This is a genomic window from Priestia sp. BR_2 (assembly GCF_041954005.1).
In the GTDB taxonomy this organism is placed as follows: Bacteria; Bacillota; Bacilli; order Paenibacillales; family Paenibacillaceae; genus Paenibacillus_AQ; species Paenibacillus_AQ lautus_A.
Genome location: NZ_JAVFHM010000294.1, coordinates 126384 through 143640 on the forward strand (window position 1 = coordinate 126384; position 17257 = coordinate 143640).

At 51.8% G+C, this 17257-nt stretch carries 15 protein-coding genes; 14 read left to right on the forward strand and 1 reads right to left on the reverse strand.

Annotation, left to right across the window (positions count from 1 at the left end; genetic code table 11):
• Nucleotides 1–19: 19 nt before the first annotated feature.
• The 14 genes from RB298_RS24315 (at nucleotide 20) to RB298_RS24380 (ending at nucleotide 11986) form a co-directional block, all read left to right on the forward strand.
• A complete protein-coding gene (locus RB298_RS24315) occupies nucleotides 20–442 on the forward strand; it encodes a phage tail assembly chaperone (protein ID WP_486048956.1) in 423 nt (140 codons plus the stop codon).
• 194 nt (nucleotides 443–636) lie between these two features.
• Nucleotides 637–2619 carry a phage tail tape measure protein gene (locus tag RB298_RS24320; protein ID WP_486048958.1) on the forward strand — a complete coding sequence of 661 codons (1983 nt, stop codon included), beginning with the start codon at nucleotides 637–639 and terminating at the stop codon, nucleotides 2617–2619.
• Nucleotide 2620: 1 nt separating this feature from the next.
• A complete protein-coding gene (locus RB298_RS24325; protein WP_486048960.1) occupies nucleotides 2621–3340 on the forward strand; it encodes a LysM peptidoglycan-binding domain-containing protein in 720 nt (239 codons plus the stop codon).
• A gap of 12 nt (nucleotides 3341–3352) precedes the next feature.
• Nucleotides 3353–4318 (forward strand): XkdQ/YqbQ family protein, encoded by a 966-nt coding sequence (locus RB298_RS24330; RefSeq protein ID WP_192570634.1) that lies wholly within the window; start codon nucleotides 3353–3355, stop codon nucleotides 4316–4318.
• A gap of 6 nt (nucleotides 4319–4324) precedes the next feature.
• Complete coding sequence (locus RB298_RS24335; protein ID WP_009594605.1) at nucleotides 4325–4621, forward strand: DUF2577 domain-containing protein; 297 nt, start codon at nucleotides 4325–4327, stop codon at nucleotides 4619–4621.
• On the forward strand, nucleotides 4618–5031 hold the full coding sequence (locus RB298_RS24340) for a DUF2634 domain-containing protein (RefSeq protein WP_486048961.1): 414 nt from the start codon (nucleotides 4618–4620) through the stop codon (nucleotides 5029–5031). Before RB298_RS24335 ends, RB298_RS24340 begins: the two co-directional genes overlap by 4 nt.
• On the forward strand, nucleotides 5024–6082 hold the full coding sequence (locus RB298_RS24345) for a baseplate J/gp47 family protein (RefSeq protein WP_486048963.1): 1059 nt from the start codon (nucleotides 5024–5026) through the stop codon (nucleotides 6080–6082). The genes RB298_RS24340 and RB298_RS24345 overlap by 8 nt, the downstream gene beginning before the upstream one ends.
• The gene (locus tag RB298_RS24350; protein WP_096776582.1) at nucleotides 6079–6624 is read left to right on the forward strand and encodes a YmfQ family protein; all 546 of its coding nucleotides are present in this window, start codon (nucleotides 6079–6081) and stop codon (nucleotides 6622–6624) included. Before RB298_RS24345 ends, RB298_RS24350 begins: the two co-directional genes overlap by 4 nt.
• Nucleotides 6625–9264 carry a hypothetical protein gene (locus tag RB298_RS24355; protein ID WP_486048965.1) on the forward strand — a complete coding sequence of 880 codons (2640 nt, stop codon included), beginning with the start codon at nucleotides 6625–6627 and terminating at the stop codon, nucleotides 9262–9264.
• A 12-nt stretch (nucleotides 9265–9276) separates the two neighbouring features.
• Nucleotides 9277–9846 (forward strand): hypothetical protein, encoded by a 570-nt coding sequence (locus RB298_RS24360; RefSeq protein WP_486048967.1) that lies wholly within the window; start codon nucleotides 9277–9279, stop codon nucleotides 9844–9846.
• Between the two features lie 19 nt (nucleotides 9847–9865).
• A complete protein-coding gene (locus RB298_RS24365; protein ID WP_096776579.1) occupies nucleotides 9866–10003 on the forward strand; it encodes an XkdX family protein in 138 nt (45 codons plus the stop codon).
• Nucleotides 10004–10292: 289 nt separating this feature from the next.
• Nucleotides 10293–10745 (forward strand): phage holin family protein, encoded by a 453-nt coding sequence (locus RB298_RS24370; RefSeq protein ID WP_096776578.1) that lies wholly within the window; start codon nucleotides 10293–10295, stop codon nucleotides 10743–10745.
• Nucleotides 10732–11517: a glycoside hydrolase family 73 protein gene (locus RB298_RS24375; protein ID WP_213579726.1), complete on the forward strand. Its 786-nt coding sequence runs from the start codon at nucleotides 10732–10734 to the stop codon at nucleotides 11515–11517. The genes RB298_RS24370 and RB298_RS24375 overlap by 14 nt, the downstream gene beginning before the upstream one ends.
• A gap of 202 nt (nucleotides 11518–11719) precedes the next feature.
• Nucleotides 11720–11986 carry a hypothetical protein gene (locus RB298_RS24380; protein WP_015737345.1) on the forward strand — a complete coding sequence of 89 codons (267 nt, stop codon included), beginning with the start codon at nucleotides 11720–11722 and terminating at the stop codon, nucleotides 11984–11986.
• Between the two features lie 289 nt (nucleotides 11987–12275).
• On the opposite strand, the gene RB298_RS24385 is transcribed toward RB298_RS24380, so the two are convergent.
• The gene (locus RB298_RS24385) at nucleotides 12276–17240 is read right to left on the reverse strand and encodes a CBM96 family carbohydrate-binding protein (protein ID WP_486048970.1); all 4965 of its coding nucleotides are present in this window, start codon (nucleotides 17238–17240) and stop codon (nucleotides 12276–12278) included.
• Between the last annotated feature and the right edge of the window lie 17 nt (nucleotides 17241–17257).

Consider the following 17257-nt stretch of genomic DNA (forward strand, 5'->3'; position numbering starts at 1 on the left):
TAATTGAGGAGGAAGGAATATGAGCGATTTTAGCATGTTTTTTGCTGGGCAGTCGTCTGCGGAGATCACGGAGGATTTCGTGGTCTCTGTTCGTTTTAAGAACGCGGAAGGGAGCCCCGTGCCTTGGAAGCTGCGCAGCATCACGGAGGAAGAGAATCAGGAGTGCCGCAAAGCGGCTACGCGTAAGGTCAAGGGCAAGAACGGCGTCTTCACGCCGGAAATCGACCCGAATGACTATATGGCGAAGCTGATGGTATCGAGCGTCATTTACCCGGATTTGAAAAACAGCGAGCTGCAAAAATCCTACGGCGTGCTCGGTGCAGAATCCCTGCTCCGCAAAATGCTGCTGCCTGGCGAATTCGCCGCGCTTGGCGAGCGGGTCCAAGCCCTGAACGGTTTTGACCGGGATATGAACGAACTGGTGGATGACGTAAAAAACTGATCAAAGAGGGCGACGGTGACGCGAACTATGCGTACTACGCCCTCCATGAATTGCACATCCTTCCTCACCAGCTCATGGCGATGTCGGTTCGGGAACGGGCCGCCATCTATGCCATGATCTCGATGCGGGTGGAGAAGGAGAAGCTGGAGCGAGTCCGGAAGCGGAGATAGGTTGTAGAAGAAGGGGGTGAAGGAATGGCGAGTGTAAAGGATGCGTTGTCGTACTTTAACAACATGGCCAATGATGTGTTGGTTGGTCAATGGCTGCAGTTTGAAAAGGGATACGAACAGGTTGTCAAACAGATCACTAAGGCGAAGGAAGAGCAAGAAAAATTAACGCGTACAACGGCAAAATCTGTCTCGTATAAAGAAAAAATGCTTCAAATGACCGAAAAAGTCGTGGATGGCATCGAACAAATGAATCAAAAAATGGGGGAAGGCGAAAAGAAAGCGAGTGCCCTCAGCAAAGCCTTCAAATTTGCCAAATCGGCATATAAAGCGGGAGAAATTGTCGTCAAGACGACTATCGCTCCTGCTGCTCAGGAACAGAAACTTGAAGATCTATTTAAAGTAAAAGCAGGTAATGCGGAAGTGGGCACTGCGATGTTTCAGACATTCAAGAATAATGCGCTGAAAACGGGAACGGATGTAAATCAATCTCTAGAAAACGCACTCTCGTTTATGTCTATAACCAAAAATTCGGATCAACTCACGCAGCTTACTGGCTTTGCCGATCGAATGAGCATGATGTCGTCAGGAAACAAGAGTTCTAAAGATGCAACAGAGGCAATTATGAGTGCAATGCGCGGAGATACTAGTTCTTTAGCGAAAAATTTTAATATTCCTGATGCCCAAATCAAAAGCTTCAATGCGGAAATTATCTCATCTAAGGGCAATTTTACTGCGTTTCTCTCATCCATGGATAAGCTGCTTCAAAAATCCGGCATGACGCAAGAATCATTAGCCTCAATGATGGATTCTCCCGTTAACAAGTGGCAGAAGCTGCTAGGACTAGTGGATAACTCGTTTGTTCAGATTGGAACTGGAGCTTTGGCAGCCATTATTCCGTTAATGGAAATGATAAGTGTAGCATTGGAGTCGGGAGCTTTTCAGCCATTCATTGATGCTTTAACCATTGGGTTATCTGTATTGGTCCAAGTGTTTATGTGGATTGCTGAGCTGGTACCACCGGCATGGGAATTTATTAAAGGTGCGATCTCTGGCGTTGGAGTGGCAATCTGGAATGTTATCAGCATATTTATGGGGTTATTGCCTATCATTACGTTTGCAGCTGTATTACTAGGAATTCTCAATATTGGACTAATTACTAGCAGAATCGTTGCTTTAGGCTATGGAGCCGCTCAACTAGTTGCAGCTATGAAGACAAATCTATTAACGGCAGCAACCAGCATCCAAGCCGGAGCGATGAGAATTCTTAATATGATTATTAACGCGAATCCACTTATGTTCTTAATTGCCTTAATTATCGCCGTGATTTCAGCATTCGGTGTTTGGAGTGTAGTTACACAAGGACTAAAAAAGGTCTTTAGCAACGTATTCGGCTTCATCGTCGATCTGGCGCAAAACACGGTCAACACCGTCATTTCCGTCATTAACGGGATCATTAAAGGTGTGAACGCGGTAGCGGGATTTTTTGGCAAAGTCCTTGGCATGGACACTAAGCAGATTGCAGAGATCGAGTATAAAGCAGACTTTACGAATTTTAAGGATACGGGACAGAAAGCGATAGAAGATTTTTCAATGGATACCTTCAAGGATAAATTCATGCCGGATAAGAGCTTGGGCAAGAACAACGAGGATCTTTTAAAACAATACAACACCGGCAAAACCGGATACGATGTTACCGTTCCGAAAACCACCCCAACCCCGTCCATGCCCGCCATGCCAACGGCCCCAATTCCGGTAGCCCCTGCGGGCGGCAGCATCGATTCCATTGGTAAAGTGGATAACTCGGTGGACGTGGCAAGCGAGGATCTGAAAGTGATGCGCGATTTGGCGGAAGTGAATGCGATCAGCAATATGATCACCCTGACGCCGACCGTGCAGATGACGACGGGAGATATAAATTCCGGGGCCGATCTGGATACGATCATGTCGAGAATTAACCGGACGCTGGAGGAGCAGTTTGTGTCCAGTGCCGAGGGGGTGTACTTGTAGCATGAGCGATTACGGATTTTTTCTGAGCTTCAATAACCAGGAGGAGGTTTTCCGATTTCCGGTGAACCCTGAGCGGATTGACGTCAAGGATAGCGGTGAAGGCAAAACCTATACGGTAGCGGGGCTAGGCGAAGTGAATGCGATTCTGCATCCAAAGCTGACGGAGATCTCATTTGAGAGCTTTTTTCCGGGTAGAGTGTATCCCTTTGTCCATCTAGGCTCTGACAAGAAGCTGAAGCTTCCGATTGAATACGTAAATACCATTAAAGGCTGGATGGAGTCTCGAAGGCCTGTTCGCTTTGTCATGACGGGGCTTGTTCCCGATCCGCTGAGCGGTACGGATGGCAAGAATGTGGTGCGGGCGATGAAGTCTTTTGGCATCAACATGGCGGCCTCCATCGAAAGTTTCAATTGGAATACGATGTCCGGATCGCCGGAAGATATCGAATTCTCGATCACGCTTAAGCGCTATGTGTTCTATGGGGCACGGAAGGTTATGCCGGTTAAGGACAAAAAGGCCGCTGCGGTGAAAACCAAAGACAGGCCGGATGACCGCAAAAAACCAACCTCCTATACGGTTGCCAAAGGCGACACCTTGTGGAGTATTGCCCAAAAGCTGCTCGACAGCGGTTCCCGTCATGCGGACATCCAAAAACTGAATGGAATCAAGGACCATGAGGTCCGGAAGCTGGCCGTCGGCCGGGTTCTGAAAATTCCCTAAAGAGGTGGCATCGTGATCGAACTGATGATTGACCGCAAGAACGGAAGCGTGTGGGATTTGGGACAGATCGTAACCGACATCACATGGAAAACAAGCCGTCAGGCGAAGCCGGCAAGTCTGGATATCAACTATGTGAACGATGGCCTGGCGCAAAGCAAGGCATTCGAAGTGGAGAACGGCGACATTGTGCGCTTCCGCAAGGATAACAAGGATCTGTTTTATGGGTATGTTTTTTCCAAAGAGTGGGGCATGGACGCCCAGGTCAAGGTGATGGCTTACGATCAGCTGCGCTACCTGTCCAGCAACGACACCTACCGGTTCACGAATGCCAAGGTGGAGGATATCATCCGGAAGATCGCCAAGGATTTCAATCTGAAGACAGGAACGCTGGCCGATACGGGCCATACGATCCCTGCCATGCTGGAAGCGGACAAGAAATTGATCGATATCATCTGTAAGGCCCTGGATTCCACGTTGATCGCGACCAAGCAGTACTATATGTTTTACGACCGGTATGGCGAACTGACGTTGACCAACATCAACGACATGCTGCTCATGCTTGCAGTGGGAGAAGACAGCCTCATGACGGATTTTTCATATAAAAAAAGCATCGACAACGAGACGTACAACCGCATCAAAGTCGTGCGGGACAACAAGCAGACGGGCAAGCGGGACGTTTACCTATATCAGCATGGACAAAACATTGCCCAGTGGGGCCTGCTCCAGTTATACGAGGTTGCTGACGAGAACATGAATCCCGCTCAGTTGAAGCAGTTAGCGCAAAATTTGCTGGAGCTGAAGAACAGGGAGCAGCAGACGCTGTCCATCGAGGCTATCGGGGATTTACGGGTCCGTGCCGGAAACACGATCTATGTGAATCTGCCGGAAGAAGGCTTGAAGCCGTATCTCATCGATGAGTGTACGCATAAATTCTCGGACGGTACGCACACGATGTCGCTGAATATGAAGGTGGTGTAAGCAGGGATGCTGGATATTATCAAAAAAGCCAGTCTTAGCGCCGTGGGAAGCACAAACCCGATGGCGGTGCTGTATGGCACAGTCACATCAATCCATCCTCTGGAGGTGAACGTGGATCAGCGTTTCAGCCTGACGGAGGATTTTTTAGTTATCGGAGAGTCGATGACCGAGTACAAGCTGAACATTGGCGGCGCGGAATATGTGATTCGAAAAGGGCTGGAAACGGGAGACACGGTGCTGCTCATTCGTTACCAGGGCGGGCAAACGTATCTCGTGCTGGATCGGTTGGTGAAGCCGTCATGATTCCGCAGGGAGGAACGCTGCAACCGGGTAGCGAGATCATGGAAACACTGGAGCAGCCCAGCCTAACGTATAACTTGAACCTGGAGGAAGGTACGATATCTGGTCACATTGACGGTCTTGAGGCCGTGAAACAGGCAGTCGTCAAAATCCTTCAGACGCGCCGTTTTGAACATTTGATCTACAGCAGCAATTATGGGCAGGAGTTGGACTCCGTCATTGGCCTTGACCCGCTGTGGGCCAATGCTGAAATCGAACGGCACATCAAGGAAGCGCTGCTGCAGGATGATCGCGTGTTGTCGGTGGATGACATGAATATTACGTTTACTGGCGAGTTGGCCATGGCAGAGTTTACGGTCCGAAGTGTGTATGGCACTTACAGTATGACCAAGGAGGTGAGGGAGGATGGTTGAGAAACAGACGTATGAAGCCATTCTGGAGCGGATGCTGGATCGCATCCCGGATGGCATGGACAAAAGAGAGGGCAGCATCATCTACGATGCGTTGGCGCCTTCTGCGGCTGAGCTTGCCCAGATGTACGTGGAATTGGAGTATTCCATGAACCTGAAATTTGCCGCTACGGCATCGGGCGAATTTTTGGATCGGAGCATTGCCTGGTCGGGACTGACCCGAAAGCAGGCTACAAAAGCACAGCTGCTGGGGCAATTTTCGGGCAGTAACGGCGCCCCGGTGGATGTGGCTACAGGGAGCCGTTTTTCATTGGATCCACTGAATTACAAAGTTATGACCCGGCTGGGTGCAGGGCAGTACGTGCTGGAATGCGAGACAAGCGGGAAGGAAGGCAACCGTCGATTCGGTTCGCTGCTTCCGCTGGAATACGTAGAAGGCTTGGTAAAGGCCGAGCTGGTGGAGCTCTGGGTACCTGGCGAAGACACCGAATCGGATGAAGCGTTATATGACCGATACCGCGAAAAAATCTCCCGGCCCGTGACCAGCGCGAACCGGAATCAGTATGAGTTATGGGCGAGGGAGAAAGCCGGGGTCGGCAAGGCCAAGGCTTTTCCGTTATGGGATGGACCCGGCACCGTCAAAGTGGTGCTGCTGGATAACGAGATGCGTTCGCCTACGCCTTCCGTAGTGGAATCGGTGCAGCAGCATATCGATCCGACCATGGATGGCATGGGAGAAGGGGCGGCTCCCGTCGGTTCGGTGGTCACCGTTGTGGGAGCTGCTGAAGTGCCAGTCCATATCGAAGTGCAGGTTACGCTGCTCGATGGGGCTGGCTTGGATGGTGTGCAGGAAGCGATTGAACAAGGCGTACGCCAGTATCTGAAAGACCTCGCCATGTCCGACCCGTTGGTCCGGTATAACCGAATCGCCAACGTGATTTTGGATATTCCGTCTGTCATCGACTACGAGGTATTGACCGTGAACGGAAGAACGGACAGCATTCCGATCGAACCGGAGGCGGTAGCTGTCCTGGGGACGGTGACGGTCCGATGAGTAAAGCCGAAGCCTGGCTGGGTTACTTGCCGTCCTTTTACCATGATGTCCGGGAAATGAAAGCCATTGCCGGAGCCGAAGGGGCTGAGTTGGACAAGCTGGCGCAAGAACTGGAGGATCAGTTGGACCAGTATTATCCCGAAACCGCCACCTGGGCGCTATCCAGGTATGAGCAGGACCTGAACATCCCGGTCAACTTATCCAAGCCGATTGAACAGCGGCGGTCGGTGATTATCTCGAAGATGCGTGGGAGCGGGAAGGTGTCTGCCAGCATGCTCAAAAATGTGGCGCAAGCCTATGAGCGGGGCAGCATCGAGGTATCCGTCCAGCCGGCGGAGTATAAAGTGACGATTCATTTTCGAGATACGCTGGGCATTCCGCCCAATTTAAGTGACTTGAAATCGGCCATTGAGGAGATCAAACCCGCCCATATGGCGGTCGATTACGCCCTGCGTTATCTCACTATCGCCGAGGTGGAGGGCATGACGTTTGAGGAAATATCAGCAACGACACAAGACAGATTGTTGGGAGGAGGAGCCTAAATGACGAATCCGGTTACACCGAATATCGGGTTGAACAAAATCGATCGAACCTCGCCGTCCACGACGTATTTCGATCTGGAGAAGTATATTGATCAAAACGCGGATGCCGTGGATCGGTTCGCAGGTGAAACCAGCGAGTCCATCGACGCTTTGGAAAAGCGCCTGGACACAGAAGAACGCAGGGAAGTCGTGCTGCAGCCGGGGCTTCAGATCGTGAAGGCGGAGCGGAGCGCGCCTTTTAAGTTAAGTGGGATTAAGGGGCGGACGTTGGTTAACCTGCTCGGACGTGATGGTGTTTTTGAATATGTTAATCCGTGGACGGCTTATTCAGTCAAGGGAGCGCCTACAGTCTTCAATAACGAGATTACTGTTATCGGATCGGGTGAAACCACAAACCCGCAAATCAGCAGAAACTTAAAAGCGGCTTCAGTTCCCAAAGTAGGCGACAAGCTGTTTATTCGGGCTATTGCAAAGACGAAAAGCGCCTGTGAAAGCCTGAGAGCTTACTTATACATCAGTACGCCAATAGGCACAAGACACGGGGAAATCATCTTAAGTTCCCCAACGGTGGATAAACCGTACGCACTTTATAAGAGCTTTACGGTTACGCAGCAACTCGTCGATAACTGGGGGACAACTGGTTTTATACTTGTGGCACAGCATACCAGCGCTGCAGCTGCTAAGGATACGGTAGCTGTATACTCACAAGCTGCCCTATATGTTGTGGCGACACAGGATCTCGGATTGACAGATGACGAGCTGGCGGCAAAGTATACGTATGTCAATAGCGTACAGCCTGTACGTAATCCGTATGCGATCCGGTACGGGGAGAATTTGTTGCCATCATTTTATGAATGGAATATTCACGCACAAGCAAAGGCCAGCGGCCCGTATACTCTTTCCCTAGCAAGCACAGCAACTACACAGAACACTTATATAAACATCCCAGTTATGCCGAATACTGATTATGTGCTTTCCGGAGTTGTTACCGGAGGTACGTCGACAACGGGTGGTTATATAACTGTTGGTTGGGTCGACGCTACGGGTACTACTTTCATTTCGTGGGAAGGCGAAATATATACCGGGGGAAGTCCTAGGAAGATTCATTCCCCTGCCAATGCAGTTTACGCTCAGGTTGTATGTACCACAACGGGGGCTGGTAACTACGAGTTTGCGAATGTAATGTTATCCGCTGGCCCCACCACCAAACCGTTTAAACCACGCGAAGACTCCATGCTCGCGCTGCAAACGGACTTATTCGCCGATCCGCAGACAGGTGCGAATGCTGACGAAGTTTTTGAAAAGGACGGGCAGTATTTCAAGTTGGCGAAATGGAAGAAGGTTTCATTGGATGGATCAATAACGTTGGGCATCGCAGCACATTTTGCAGGATTTAAAGTCCTTCAGACTGACCAATACCCGCATCCGCTTCCGAGATGGATTAATTATTCTGGAGTAGCGGTAAAGCATGATGGAAAAGTATTAAAAACAGCAACTTATGGTGGAGCTTGGGCAGCAAATGGCCCGGATACGATGGAAACAGCAATAGATGGAAGATTTTATATTTCTGTTTCCAACGCTGACAGTGGTTGGGGCGACAACTACACGCCAACAATCGACGAGATTAAGGCGTATTTTATGGGCTGGAAGATGAATGATAGTGTTTCCCGTGATAACGTCTATAATGGTACAGGCACCAAAGGGTGGGTATCACTGTATCAAGTATTTGGGGATAGAACCTCATACGACACGAATACAAACGTATTGCCCACAGCACCGCCCCCTGATGGAAAGAGGTTCTCTCCTTACCAACTCATATACCAACTCACAACGCCAACGGTCGAGTCTATCGTCTCCGAGGGGATGCTGACGTTTAATGAAGGCGATAACCAGATCGAGGTTGGAAAGGGGATTGTTGTTCGGGAGAGCGTGAAACCTAACGGGTCGACGTATACGCCGGGTCTAGTGACTATAAACTACAAGTTTACAAGCTTGGTTACTTGGTTGAAATCACCATTAAAGCAATTCGTAGGTATATATAAAAACGTTATGTTAGATTACAGTTGGTCTATTCAAGCAGATACTAGCGTAGTCGCGAACGGTGATTACTTTGCACAGTGTAAGATTGAGAACTTTGACCCGTCCGCAGCCTACTCCGTCACGTACCTGATGCTGGACAAGTCGCCAATAGTCCCATTCAGTGGATCGTACGCTATCAACGAAAAGGCCATGCTTCAAGAGTTGACCGACGCCGTGCAGCAGAATTCGAACGCTGTAACGGTGCTGATGAATAAGAAGGTGGAAAAGAATGTGCCTGTCGTTCAAATTAAACCGACACTTTTGAATGGGTGGGTAGAATATCTAAGCGGCTATCATCATGTTCGGTATTATAAGGATTCATCTGGAATTGTGCATTTGACAGGGCTTGTCAAAACCGGAGCTATAAATACAGAGATGTTTAAACTGGCTGAGGGCTATAGACCTGCAGCTACTATAGTTTTCGCACAACAAGCAAGTACGGGTAGCTCTGCTCGTTTAGACATCTTTCCAGGAGGCGGTGTCTATTTCAACTACGCTGCTTCTTGGAATACTGATTCGTGGGTTAGCTTGGACGGGATTTCATTCCTAGCCGAACAATAAAGGAGGCACCACATGAAAGCCGTACCTAAAGTAAATACAAACGGTCTCTATTTAGAGGACACCTTAGTGGACGATACCTTTTCTGGTGTCGTCCCTTTTTATTCCGACATGGAACCAATACCAAACATTCTAAACGAAACAACAGAACCAAAAAATGAGTCACCCAACGAACCAGAATCCAATATCTCCGGCTACATCATCGGCATCCCGGTAACCCCCGGCTTGTTCCGCCCGCGCTTTGACCTCGAAGCATGGAATGCATACGAGTCTGCCGTAAGCGCAGCACAAGATTCATTTCAACAAGCCTTGTCTAAGTGGCAGGCACTCCCGGATGAGCAGCGCGGCGACATGCCGGTGCTGGAGTCTCCGGCTCAGCCGATATTTTGGGTAGAAGGCCTAACCCCGGAAGAAATCGAGGAGCTAACCAGACCTCAACCAGTAGAGCCTAATGAAATGGATCGCTTAGGTAGCGAGATGGTAACCCGGGAACTGGAGGCCTTGGAGCTGCGTCAGCAGAACGAGGCGCAGGGGGCCCAAATCGTGGGACTTGAATTGCGGCTGCTGTCGTTTGAAAATAGCTGATCGAAAGGAGCGGGAGACGATGTTCGAGAACGATTTTGAACGATTGAAGTATTACTATGAAAAAAAGTGGGCGCAGAAGTCTCAATTGAGACAGTATGTTTCGTTTGGCGTAATCACCTCGGATGAATATGAAGTCATCACTGGCGAGGCATATTAAACGCTGCTTTGAAAGGCCTAACATGAAGGGCTTCAACGGAGAAGGCGGAATCATGCTGGAGAAGCGGAGCGGTCGCCTTTGTCCACGGATTTTAACCCTATCCATAAAGTTATAGAAAATCTGGGGGCAACAGCGATCGGAAGCATGATCCGCATGCGAAGTGATGTACTACTTAAAAGGTGTATCCGTGTATTTCTGATAAAACAACTATGAATAACTTCAACCCAAGCCCTTGGCTCCCCCGAGGGCTTTTTCACACCTTCAAAACCATATCAAAGGAGGAAGAATTATGTATGAGCACATCGGTCAGTTTTTTAAGATGCTGGTGGCGGGGACGGGGGCCGTGACCGGGTACGTCTGGGGCGGATGGTCGCTGCCGCTGCATCTGTTGTTGTGGTTCGTGGTGATCGATTGGTTGACCGGGTGGGGCGCGGCCTGGATGAACGGCGAGCTGCGCAGCCGTATGGGTTATACTGGAATTGCACGCAAAATGACCATTTTTCTCATCATCGCCCTGATGCATCTGGTGGACCGGGTGCTGGGGGAGATGAATTATTTTCAGAATACGGTGATCTTCTTCTATCTCGCGAATGAGCTGCTGTCTATTATTGAGAACGTAGGAAGAATGGGGGTACCGATCCCCCAGTCCCTGCGTAATGTGGTACAGGTATTCCAGATCAAATCCGAAGAAGGGGATAAGCCAACCGCACGAAAGGAGGAGAAAAAGGATGAAGCCCTCTGAATTTATAGCCAAGCTGGCACCCATAGCTGCTCAGGACATGCGTCAGTACGGGGTACCCGCTTCGCTTACGCTTGCCCAGGCAATCCTGGAATCCAACTGGGGAACGAGCGGCCTGACGCAAAAGGCGAACAATCTGTTCGGCATTAAAGGAACCGGCCCAGCGGGCAGCGTGACCATGCAGACAACGGAATATCGGGGACAGACGCCCTATACGACCCAAGCTTCATTTCGAAAATACAACCATTGGCATGAATCGGTTGCCGATCATACCCGGCTGATCCTGAACGGTACGCGTGACAAGCCGCAGCGCTACCATGGCGTGTTATGGGCGAATTATAAAACGGCGGCAACGGAGATTTGGAGAGGTGGCTATGCCACAGACCCCAATTATCCCAAAAAGCTCATTTCCATCATAGAGCAGCATTCGCTCCATCAATATGATGTGCCTAGTCCGGAGGAGGAGGAACGCATGAAAATCGAACAATTAACGGCAGAACTGCAAAAAACGCAGGACCAAGTTCGGCAGCTTAACGAGCAGTATGCTTCGGCAATGAAACTGCTAACCGAGCAGGACCATGCCATCAAGCAGATGAATGCCAGGCTTAAGGCGGCGGAGACGGAGAAGCCTGCGAAGGTTCCGTCTTGGGCGGAACCGGCGGTACAAGCTGCAAAACAGGCAGGAGTACTTCATGACCCTGAGGGCAGCTTCGATTTTTACCGGATCATGACCGTGCTTTATCGTCTGGGGATTATCCATAAAGAGAGTAAGTGAAAGCTGAGTTTTCTTTAAGAGACGGTTCATCTAATTAACATGGCAGGGGTTTATTCTTTTGAATGACTTTGGATACAACTTGAACTTGAAGTATAAGGAAAACAAAATAAGAAACCGCTTGGTCGCCAATAGGCGGCCTTTTTATTTGGCACGGGTTTTACAGGGAAAATCCCTGATTATATAAACCAGAAGGAGAACAATCATGATGGCAAAGTATCTGTTAACGCATGTAGAAGGGGAAAAGGCTTATCCGGGTGTAGAGGAATTCGATGGGGATATTCATGCTTACATGGAATCAAAGGCATTGTATATCCGTACCATTCCCTTGACTAGCGGTGTGAACGGAAATTATGTCTACGCCGACGGTCAGAAGGACCGCTTCGGTGATTCCGTCACGCTGGGACTTCTGACTTTTGTGCAGAATACGATCCCCGCCCGGCATATTCGCTGGATTATTGCCCCGTTGTAGAAGGAGCTGGCGCATTGGCGGTAGGCGCGGTATAAATTACCGCTTATATGTAATATTTATCGGTCTATATGTTTAACCAAGCAGGAATAGCCTGAAAAAAGAAAAGTCGCCTAGCGGCGACTAAAATAAAGCAGCGATGCAGCTTTCGATGATTTTTCTACTCCGGGTTGCCATAATGTAATATTTATCAGTCAATATGTTTAACCAACTGGGAAACCAACTAATTTCTCAACGTAAAAGGCAGATTAACGTGCCTCCCCATTACGTTTTTCACGCATTATACCTTACCTCACTTCACCCTCACCGTCCCCACCGCATTTGCTTGATTCCCCGCATGATCCGTAACGGTATAGGTCACCGTGTAGATTCGGCTTTGACCGCGTGCCGATTTCTCCGCGCGCAGCCGGAAATGAGTGTCATGGGTACCGAATTCGGCATCCTGAACATCCGGTCCTTGATCACCTCCCTTGCCTTTGCTTTCGCTGTTACTCGCGTCCTTACCTTTCTCAATCGAAATCTCCTGGATATCTCCGTTCTGCCCCTTGCCGCCTGCACTCTCGATGGTGATGGAGGTTAGCACGATGGACGCAACGCCAGAGCCTTCATCGCTGGATTCGAGGCTGGCGCGAATATCGACCATTTTGCGATTCGGCGCCTTCAATACGGAAGGCGAGAGCGTAACCGTAAGAACCGGGGCGATTTTATCGATGTTCGACACGCTTGCCGTTAGGGTGCCTTCGTTGCCGTCCTCATCCGCATATTCGAAGGTAAACGAACCGTTCTCCGTAAACCTGTAAGTTGGAGATCCGCCGTTATTCGTAACGGTAATCGGACTCTCCGACACCAAGGCTGCTACAACGTCCCCATTCGTTGGGGCCGTCGTGCTGTACTCCAGGCCCACGGTGAGATCGGTATACGTGACGTCAGGTGCCGCCGTGAAGTTCTCGCCGATATTGTCCAGCGTATTGCCGCCTAACTTAATATGCTTGCCTGCCTGGAGCTGAATTCCGTTGCTGTTGCCGGTGATGACGTTGTCCAGAATCTGCACGTTCTCCGGGTCTCCGGCTCCGATGCCGCCCGCGTTGGTGTCCCCGTTGTCGTGCTCGAGCAGGATGCCCCAATAATGCTCGGCGGTGTTCTGACGGATCGTGTTGCCTTTGATGATCGTGCCCGGCCCGTTCAAAATATTGATGCCTGCCGCGTTAGGAATATCGACGGTATTCTCGATGCGGTTGTTCTCGATGATGGTATCCGGCGAGCCCATCGATACGACGATGCCTTCCCGGGCATTGCGGATCGTGTTGTCGTGGATATAGTTTTGCGGGCCGGATTTGCTGTGATTGGTCGGGGCGGTCCCCCCGGTATTCCCGATGCCGATGCCGCCGCCATACGGCATGTCGGTGATCAGGTTATCGTGGATCTCGTTAAAATACTCCAGCTCCCCGTGCAGATCAATCGCATCCAGCCGGACCTGTTGGAATTCGCTGTGCCGGATCACATTGTTATGGGCCACATATTGAATGAGTGCGCCGTGTCTCAGGTAAGGCCCCTCGAAGGAGGAATTCTCGACCAGATTCCACCTGGTATCGTTGGCAAACCCGTTGCGGTCGACCTTCGGCACGCCCTGAATGGATACGCCGTACCCGGCACCGCCCGGACCGAGGTCCGTGGCATTTCGGAACGTCGTGTTGCGGACGACGATGTCATGGCTGTTCTCGATGCGGACGCCCATGCGGCTGAATTTCTCGATCGTCACGCCGTCGATCGTGATGTTGTACGATGGCGCCTCGCCATAATTGGCGGCAATGATCATCATGTCGGGGCCTCCGGCATCCGGGTTGTTGATTCTGTGATCCGTCGTGTACTGGCCATCCCAGGCAGATGTCAGCGTCAGGTTGGAGATGGTCAGGTCATGCTGTTTGGCGGATCTCAGCATCGTGCTGTTGCGGACCTTGTTCAGCGAGGTCTTTAGAATCGCGCCGTTCTGGCTTTCCCCGCGTAAATTGACCTCGGATTTCAGCATCAGATTGGTCAGTCCATCGGGCGTGCTGTTTAAGTTGTAAACCCCATTCGGGAAAAACACCTCGTCGCCCGGGAGCGCTTCATCCATCGCTCGTTGGATCGCCGGTCGATCGTCCGTTGCATTGTCTGCAGGATCAGCCCCGTAATCGACCACGTTCAGCGTCCTTCCGGTAGCAGCAAAAGCCTGATGCACCGGATGGTCGCTGCCGTCCGCATTCTTCATGCCTGGGGCGGTAAAAGGAACGGTACCCTCCGGCGGCTGCGGCACAAAATCCGGAATGATCGCCACGGGCATATCCCCGTTAGCGAAGGGCGGATAGATATGAACTTCCGTTAGGCTCGTATAGGCACTGCCGTCCGAATTTCCGCGCCCGGTCAGCCTCACGTAGCGGGCGTTCGTATCTGGAACGTCAAAAGCCTGCATTGCGGTGGTGGTTCCGCTGCTCGAACCGTTGAAGAGGGAAGACCAGGTCACGCCGTCATCGGAGGCTTCGATATCGATCTCCGTAGCGCGAGCGTCCCCTTTATAGAAGGCGATACCCAGATAACCGATGTCCCGGGCCTCGCCGAGATCGTACATGATCCACGGACCGTCGCCGGCGGCAGACCAGCGGGTGTATAGATTCTGGTCCAGGGTATTATCCTCGATGTTGCCGTCGCTGCCGCTTGCCGTGACCGAGGCCACAGGCCAAGGGGCTAAGGGAGCGCTAAGCGTCGTAACCTGGAGCGTCAGCGGAACCGGACTGACGTTTCCGGCCGCATCCACGGCCTCGACCTTATAGCTGTACTCCGTGTGCGGTGATAGTCCCTCCGCTTCATGGCGGGTGATGTCGGAGCCCAGCTCCATGACTTTGACGCCGTTTTGATAAACGTTGTACTTCGCGACGATCTTGTTGTCTTCCGCCGTCGGCCATGACAAAAGCACATAATCTTCGCCAATGCTGCCGATGGACAGGCGGCTTCCGTCCGGCCAGGACGGCGGCGTTGTATCCTGACTGGAATCCACCCATTCGCTCACGACCATGGCAGGTCTCGGATTGCTGGAGCCGTTGGCTTCCTTGGTATAGATATTGACGCTGACACCGGAATGGGCCGCATCCGCCAGGAGAAACGATACGCTGCCATCTGTTAGGTGACTGCGGACATAGTCCGTCACATCGACGCTGTATACCTCCGGCCGGCCGCCATTCTCGGCCTGTACGGTAAACGATCCGATATAAGCATTTGGATCGAGAACGTTCACGGGTGCATTGTTCCAAGTCAGTTGGCTTTCGCTCCAGGCTGTATCCTCGATCCCGTAGAGGGAGAGCTCAAGATCCGTGTTGCTGGTGCCTTTTTTCGCGGCGACCTGGAATTCGTACCGGTAATCGGGATCGCTCAGAGTGGAAGCATCGAATTTGAAATAGACATACCTTTTGTTGGTTGTACCGGATGAAACGCTAAACAAACCGACGCTTGTGCCTGTAGCGGAATTGATATTGGCGTCCGGTTTGGAGCTGTCGATCAAGGCATCGTCCGAGGGCTCCAAACGGCCGACCTCAACGGGAATGCCCGTTGAAGGATCGGTCGGATCGGTGGGATCGGTCGGATCCGTCGGATCAGGAGGCGTGTAGCCGTCTTTGTAGAGAATCGGCGTCGTGACCTCCAGATTCTTCACGTGCTGCTCCATGAAGGCCCAAGCTTCCGCATCCGCGGTTGTTTTGGCTTCTCCGGTAAAGCCGTGGCCTTGGCCGGGAACGATTTCGAAATCGACCACAGGAACGCCGGCTGCCGTCAATTGATTGGCGAAGGTGACGCTGTCGGTATAAGGGATGGTGGCGTCCGCGTCTCCATGCCGAATCCAGAACGGCGGATCATCGGGAGTGGCGTACGTTCCGGGCATGGCAAGCCGTGCTTCAATCGGGACGGACAGGGCGTTATGCCCGCCGAGCAGCTTCGTGACCGAACTGTACCGGTCGGCAAAATCGGTCGTGAAATCGGCAGGTCCGTACCAGTCCACCACGGCCTGCACCTTGGTGGAGTATTCCGGCCAGCCGCCGGCGCCTTCGATATCGGGAAGCTGCACCGAATCCCCGGTATCCAGCGTAACCGTATCCTCCAAGGTCAGGTCTCCCGTCGTTCCGAGCAGGGAAGCGAGATGCCCTCCCGCCGAAGTGCCCCAGACGCCGATTCGGCTCGGATCGATGTGGTATTGCTCGGCGTGGGCCCGCAAATAACGGATGGCCAGCTTCACGTCTTGAATTTGGGCCGGGTAAGGCGCTTCGGGAGTTAGACGGTAGCTTAAGGAAACGCCGATATACCCACGTTTAAGGACATAGTTGCAGATGCTGCCCAATGCGTTTTTGCGGTCGCCCTTGTTCCAGCCTCCGCCGTGAATGTAGATCATGACCGGCATGGGCTCGGCCGGGGGAGTGCTCGGAACGGCGATGGACGTATAGAGGTCCCGGTCGCCGGCTTTGCCGATCAAAACGTCCTCATAGAGGGTTACGCCTTCCGGAGCAGGGTATGGGCCGGTTTCGGCCGGCGGGGGTTCAGGCACGGGATCGATCGCAGGCGGAATGCCCGGGATGGCCTGACCGGACAGCGAGACGCTGTCGATATACATATTGGCGTTCATCGGATCACCTACCCGGAACTGGATTCGCACGTTCGGATTGCTGTTCGCTTCCGGCGGCAGCGTCCAGGTTTTTAACGTGTTGGATTCGCTGCGCGGCGCTTCAGGAGTTCCCGGGGCCAGCTTGAAATCCTCCAGCAGGCTCCAGGTCGCGCCTTCGTCGCCGGACCACTCTGCCACGATGCTTCCGCTGACATAAGAAGAGGCTCTCGTATAATAACTCAGCTTGATGTTGCCGTAACCCGTCGTATTGACGGGCAGATAGACGGAATCGGTCACGTCGATTTTCATGAGGTTCGGCGTGGACGGCGCGCTGCCGGATACGGAGGTCTTGGCTTTGCTTCCGCCTTCCCCGGTTTGAACCCAGGGCAGGGGAACGACGACTCCTCCGGCGGTGCCGTATCGCTCTGAATCGAAGTTATCGGAGAAGAATAGAACATCCGGACCTTCTGGCTCCGGTAGGGGATCGGAAGCTGAGGCAACAGATTCTGCCGCAAGATCGAATTCTGCAACAGATTGTGCAGATATAACAGGAAGCTGCCCTGGGGATGCCATGACGCTCATGGTTATGAGCAGGCAGAGGACTAGGCATGAGAACCGGTAAAGTTTCTTCTTCAACGTTTCATCCCTCGCTT

What these genes read in the sequence shown, in the direction of transcription:
- RB298_RS24350 (WP_096776582.1), top strand. Translation starts at nt 6,079, where the DNA reads ATGAGTAAAGCCGAAGCCTGGCTGGGTTACTTGCCGTCCTTTTACCAT.
- RB298_RS24320 (WP_486048958.1), top strand. Translation starts at nt 637, where the DNA reads ATGGCGAGTGTAAAGGATGCGTTGTCGTACTTTAACAACATGGCCAAT.
- RB298_RS24370 (WP_096776578.1), top strand. Translation starts at nt 10,293, where the DNA reads ATGTATGAGCACATCGGTCAGTTTTTTAAGATGCTGGTGGCGGGGACG.
- RB298_RS24325 (WP_486048960.1), top strand. Translation starts at nt 2,621, where the DNA reads ATGAGCGATTACGGATTTTTTCTGAGCTTCAATAACCAGGAGGAGGTT.
- RB298_RS24360 (WP_486048967.1), top strand. Translation starts at nt 9,277, where the DNA reads ATGAAAGCCGTACCTAAAGTAAATACAAACGGTCTCTATTTAGAGGAC.
- RB298_RS24355 (WP_486048965.1), top strand. Translation starts at nt 6,625, where the DNA reads ATGACGAATCCGGTTACACCGAATATCGGGTTGAACAAAATCGATCGA.
- RB298_RS24315 (WP_486048956.1), top strand. Translation starts at nt 20, where the DNA reads ATGAGCGATTTTAGCATGTTTTTTGCTGGGCAGTCGTCTGCGGAGATC.
- RB298_RS24340 (WP_486048961.1), top strand. Translation starts at nt 4,618, where the DNA reads ATGATTCCGCAGGGAGGAACGCTGCAACCGGGTAGCGAGATCATGGAA.
- RB298_RS24335 (WP_009594605.1), top strand. Translation starts at nt 4,325, where the DNA reads ATGCTGGATATTATCAAAAAAGCCAGTCTTAGCGCCGTGGGAAGCACA.
- RB298_RS24365 (WP_096776579.1), top strand. Translation starts at nt 9,866, where the DNA reads ATGTTCGAGAACGATTTTGAACGATTGAAGTATTACTATGAAAAAAAG.
- RB298_RS24380 (WP_015737345.1), top strand. Translation starts at nt 11,720, where the DNA reads ATGATGGCAAAGTATCTGTTAACGCATGTAGAAGGGGAAAAGGCTTAT.
- RB298_RS24345 (WP_486048963.1), top strand. Translation starts at nt 5,024, where the DNA reads ATGGTTGAGAAACAGACGTATGAAGCCATTCTGGAGCGGATGCTGGAT.
- RB298_RS24375 (WP_213579726.1), top strand. Translation starts at nt 10,732, where the DNA reads ATGAAGCCCTCTGAATTTATAGCCAAGCTGGCACCCATAGCTGCTCAG.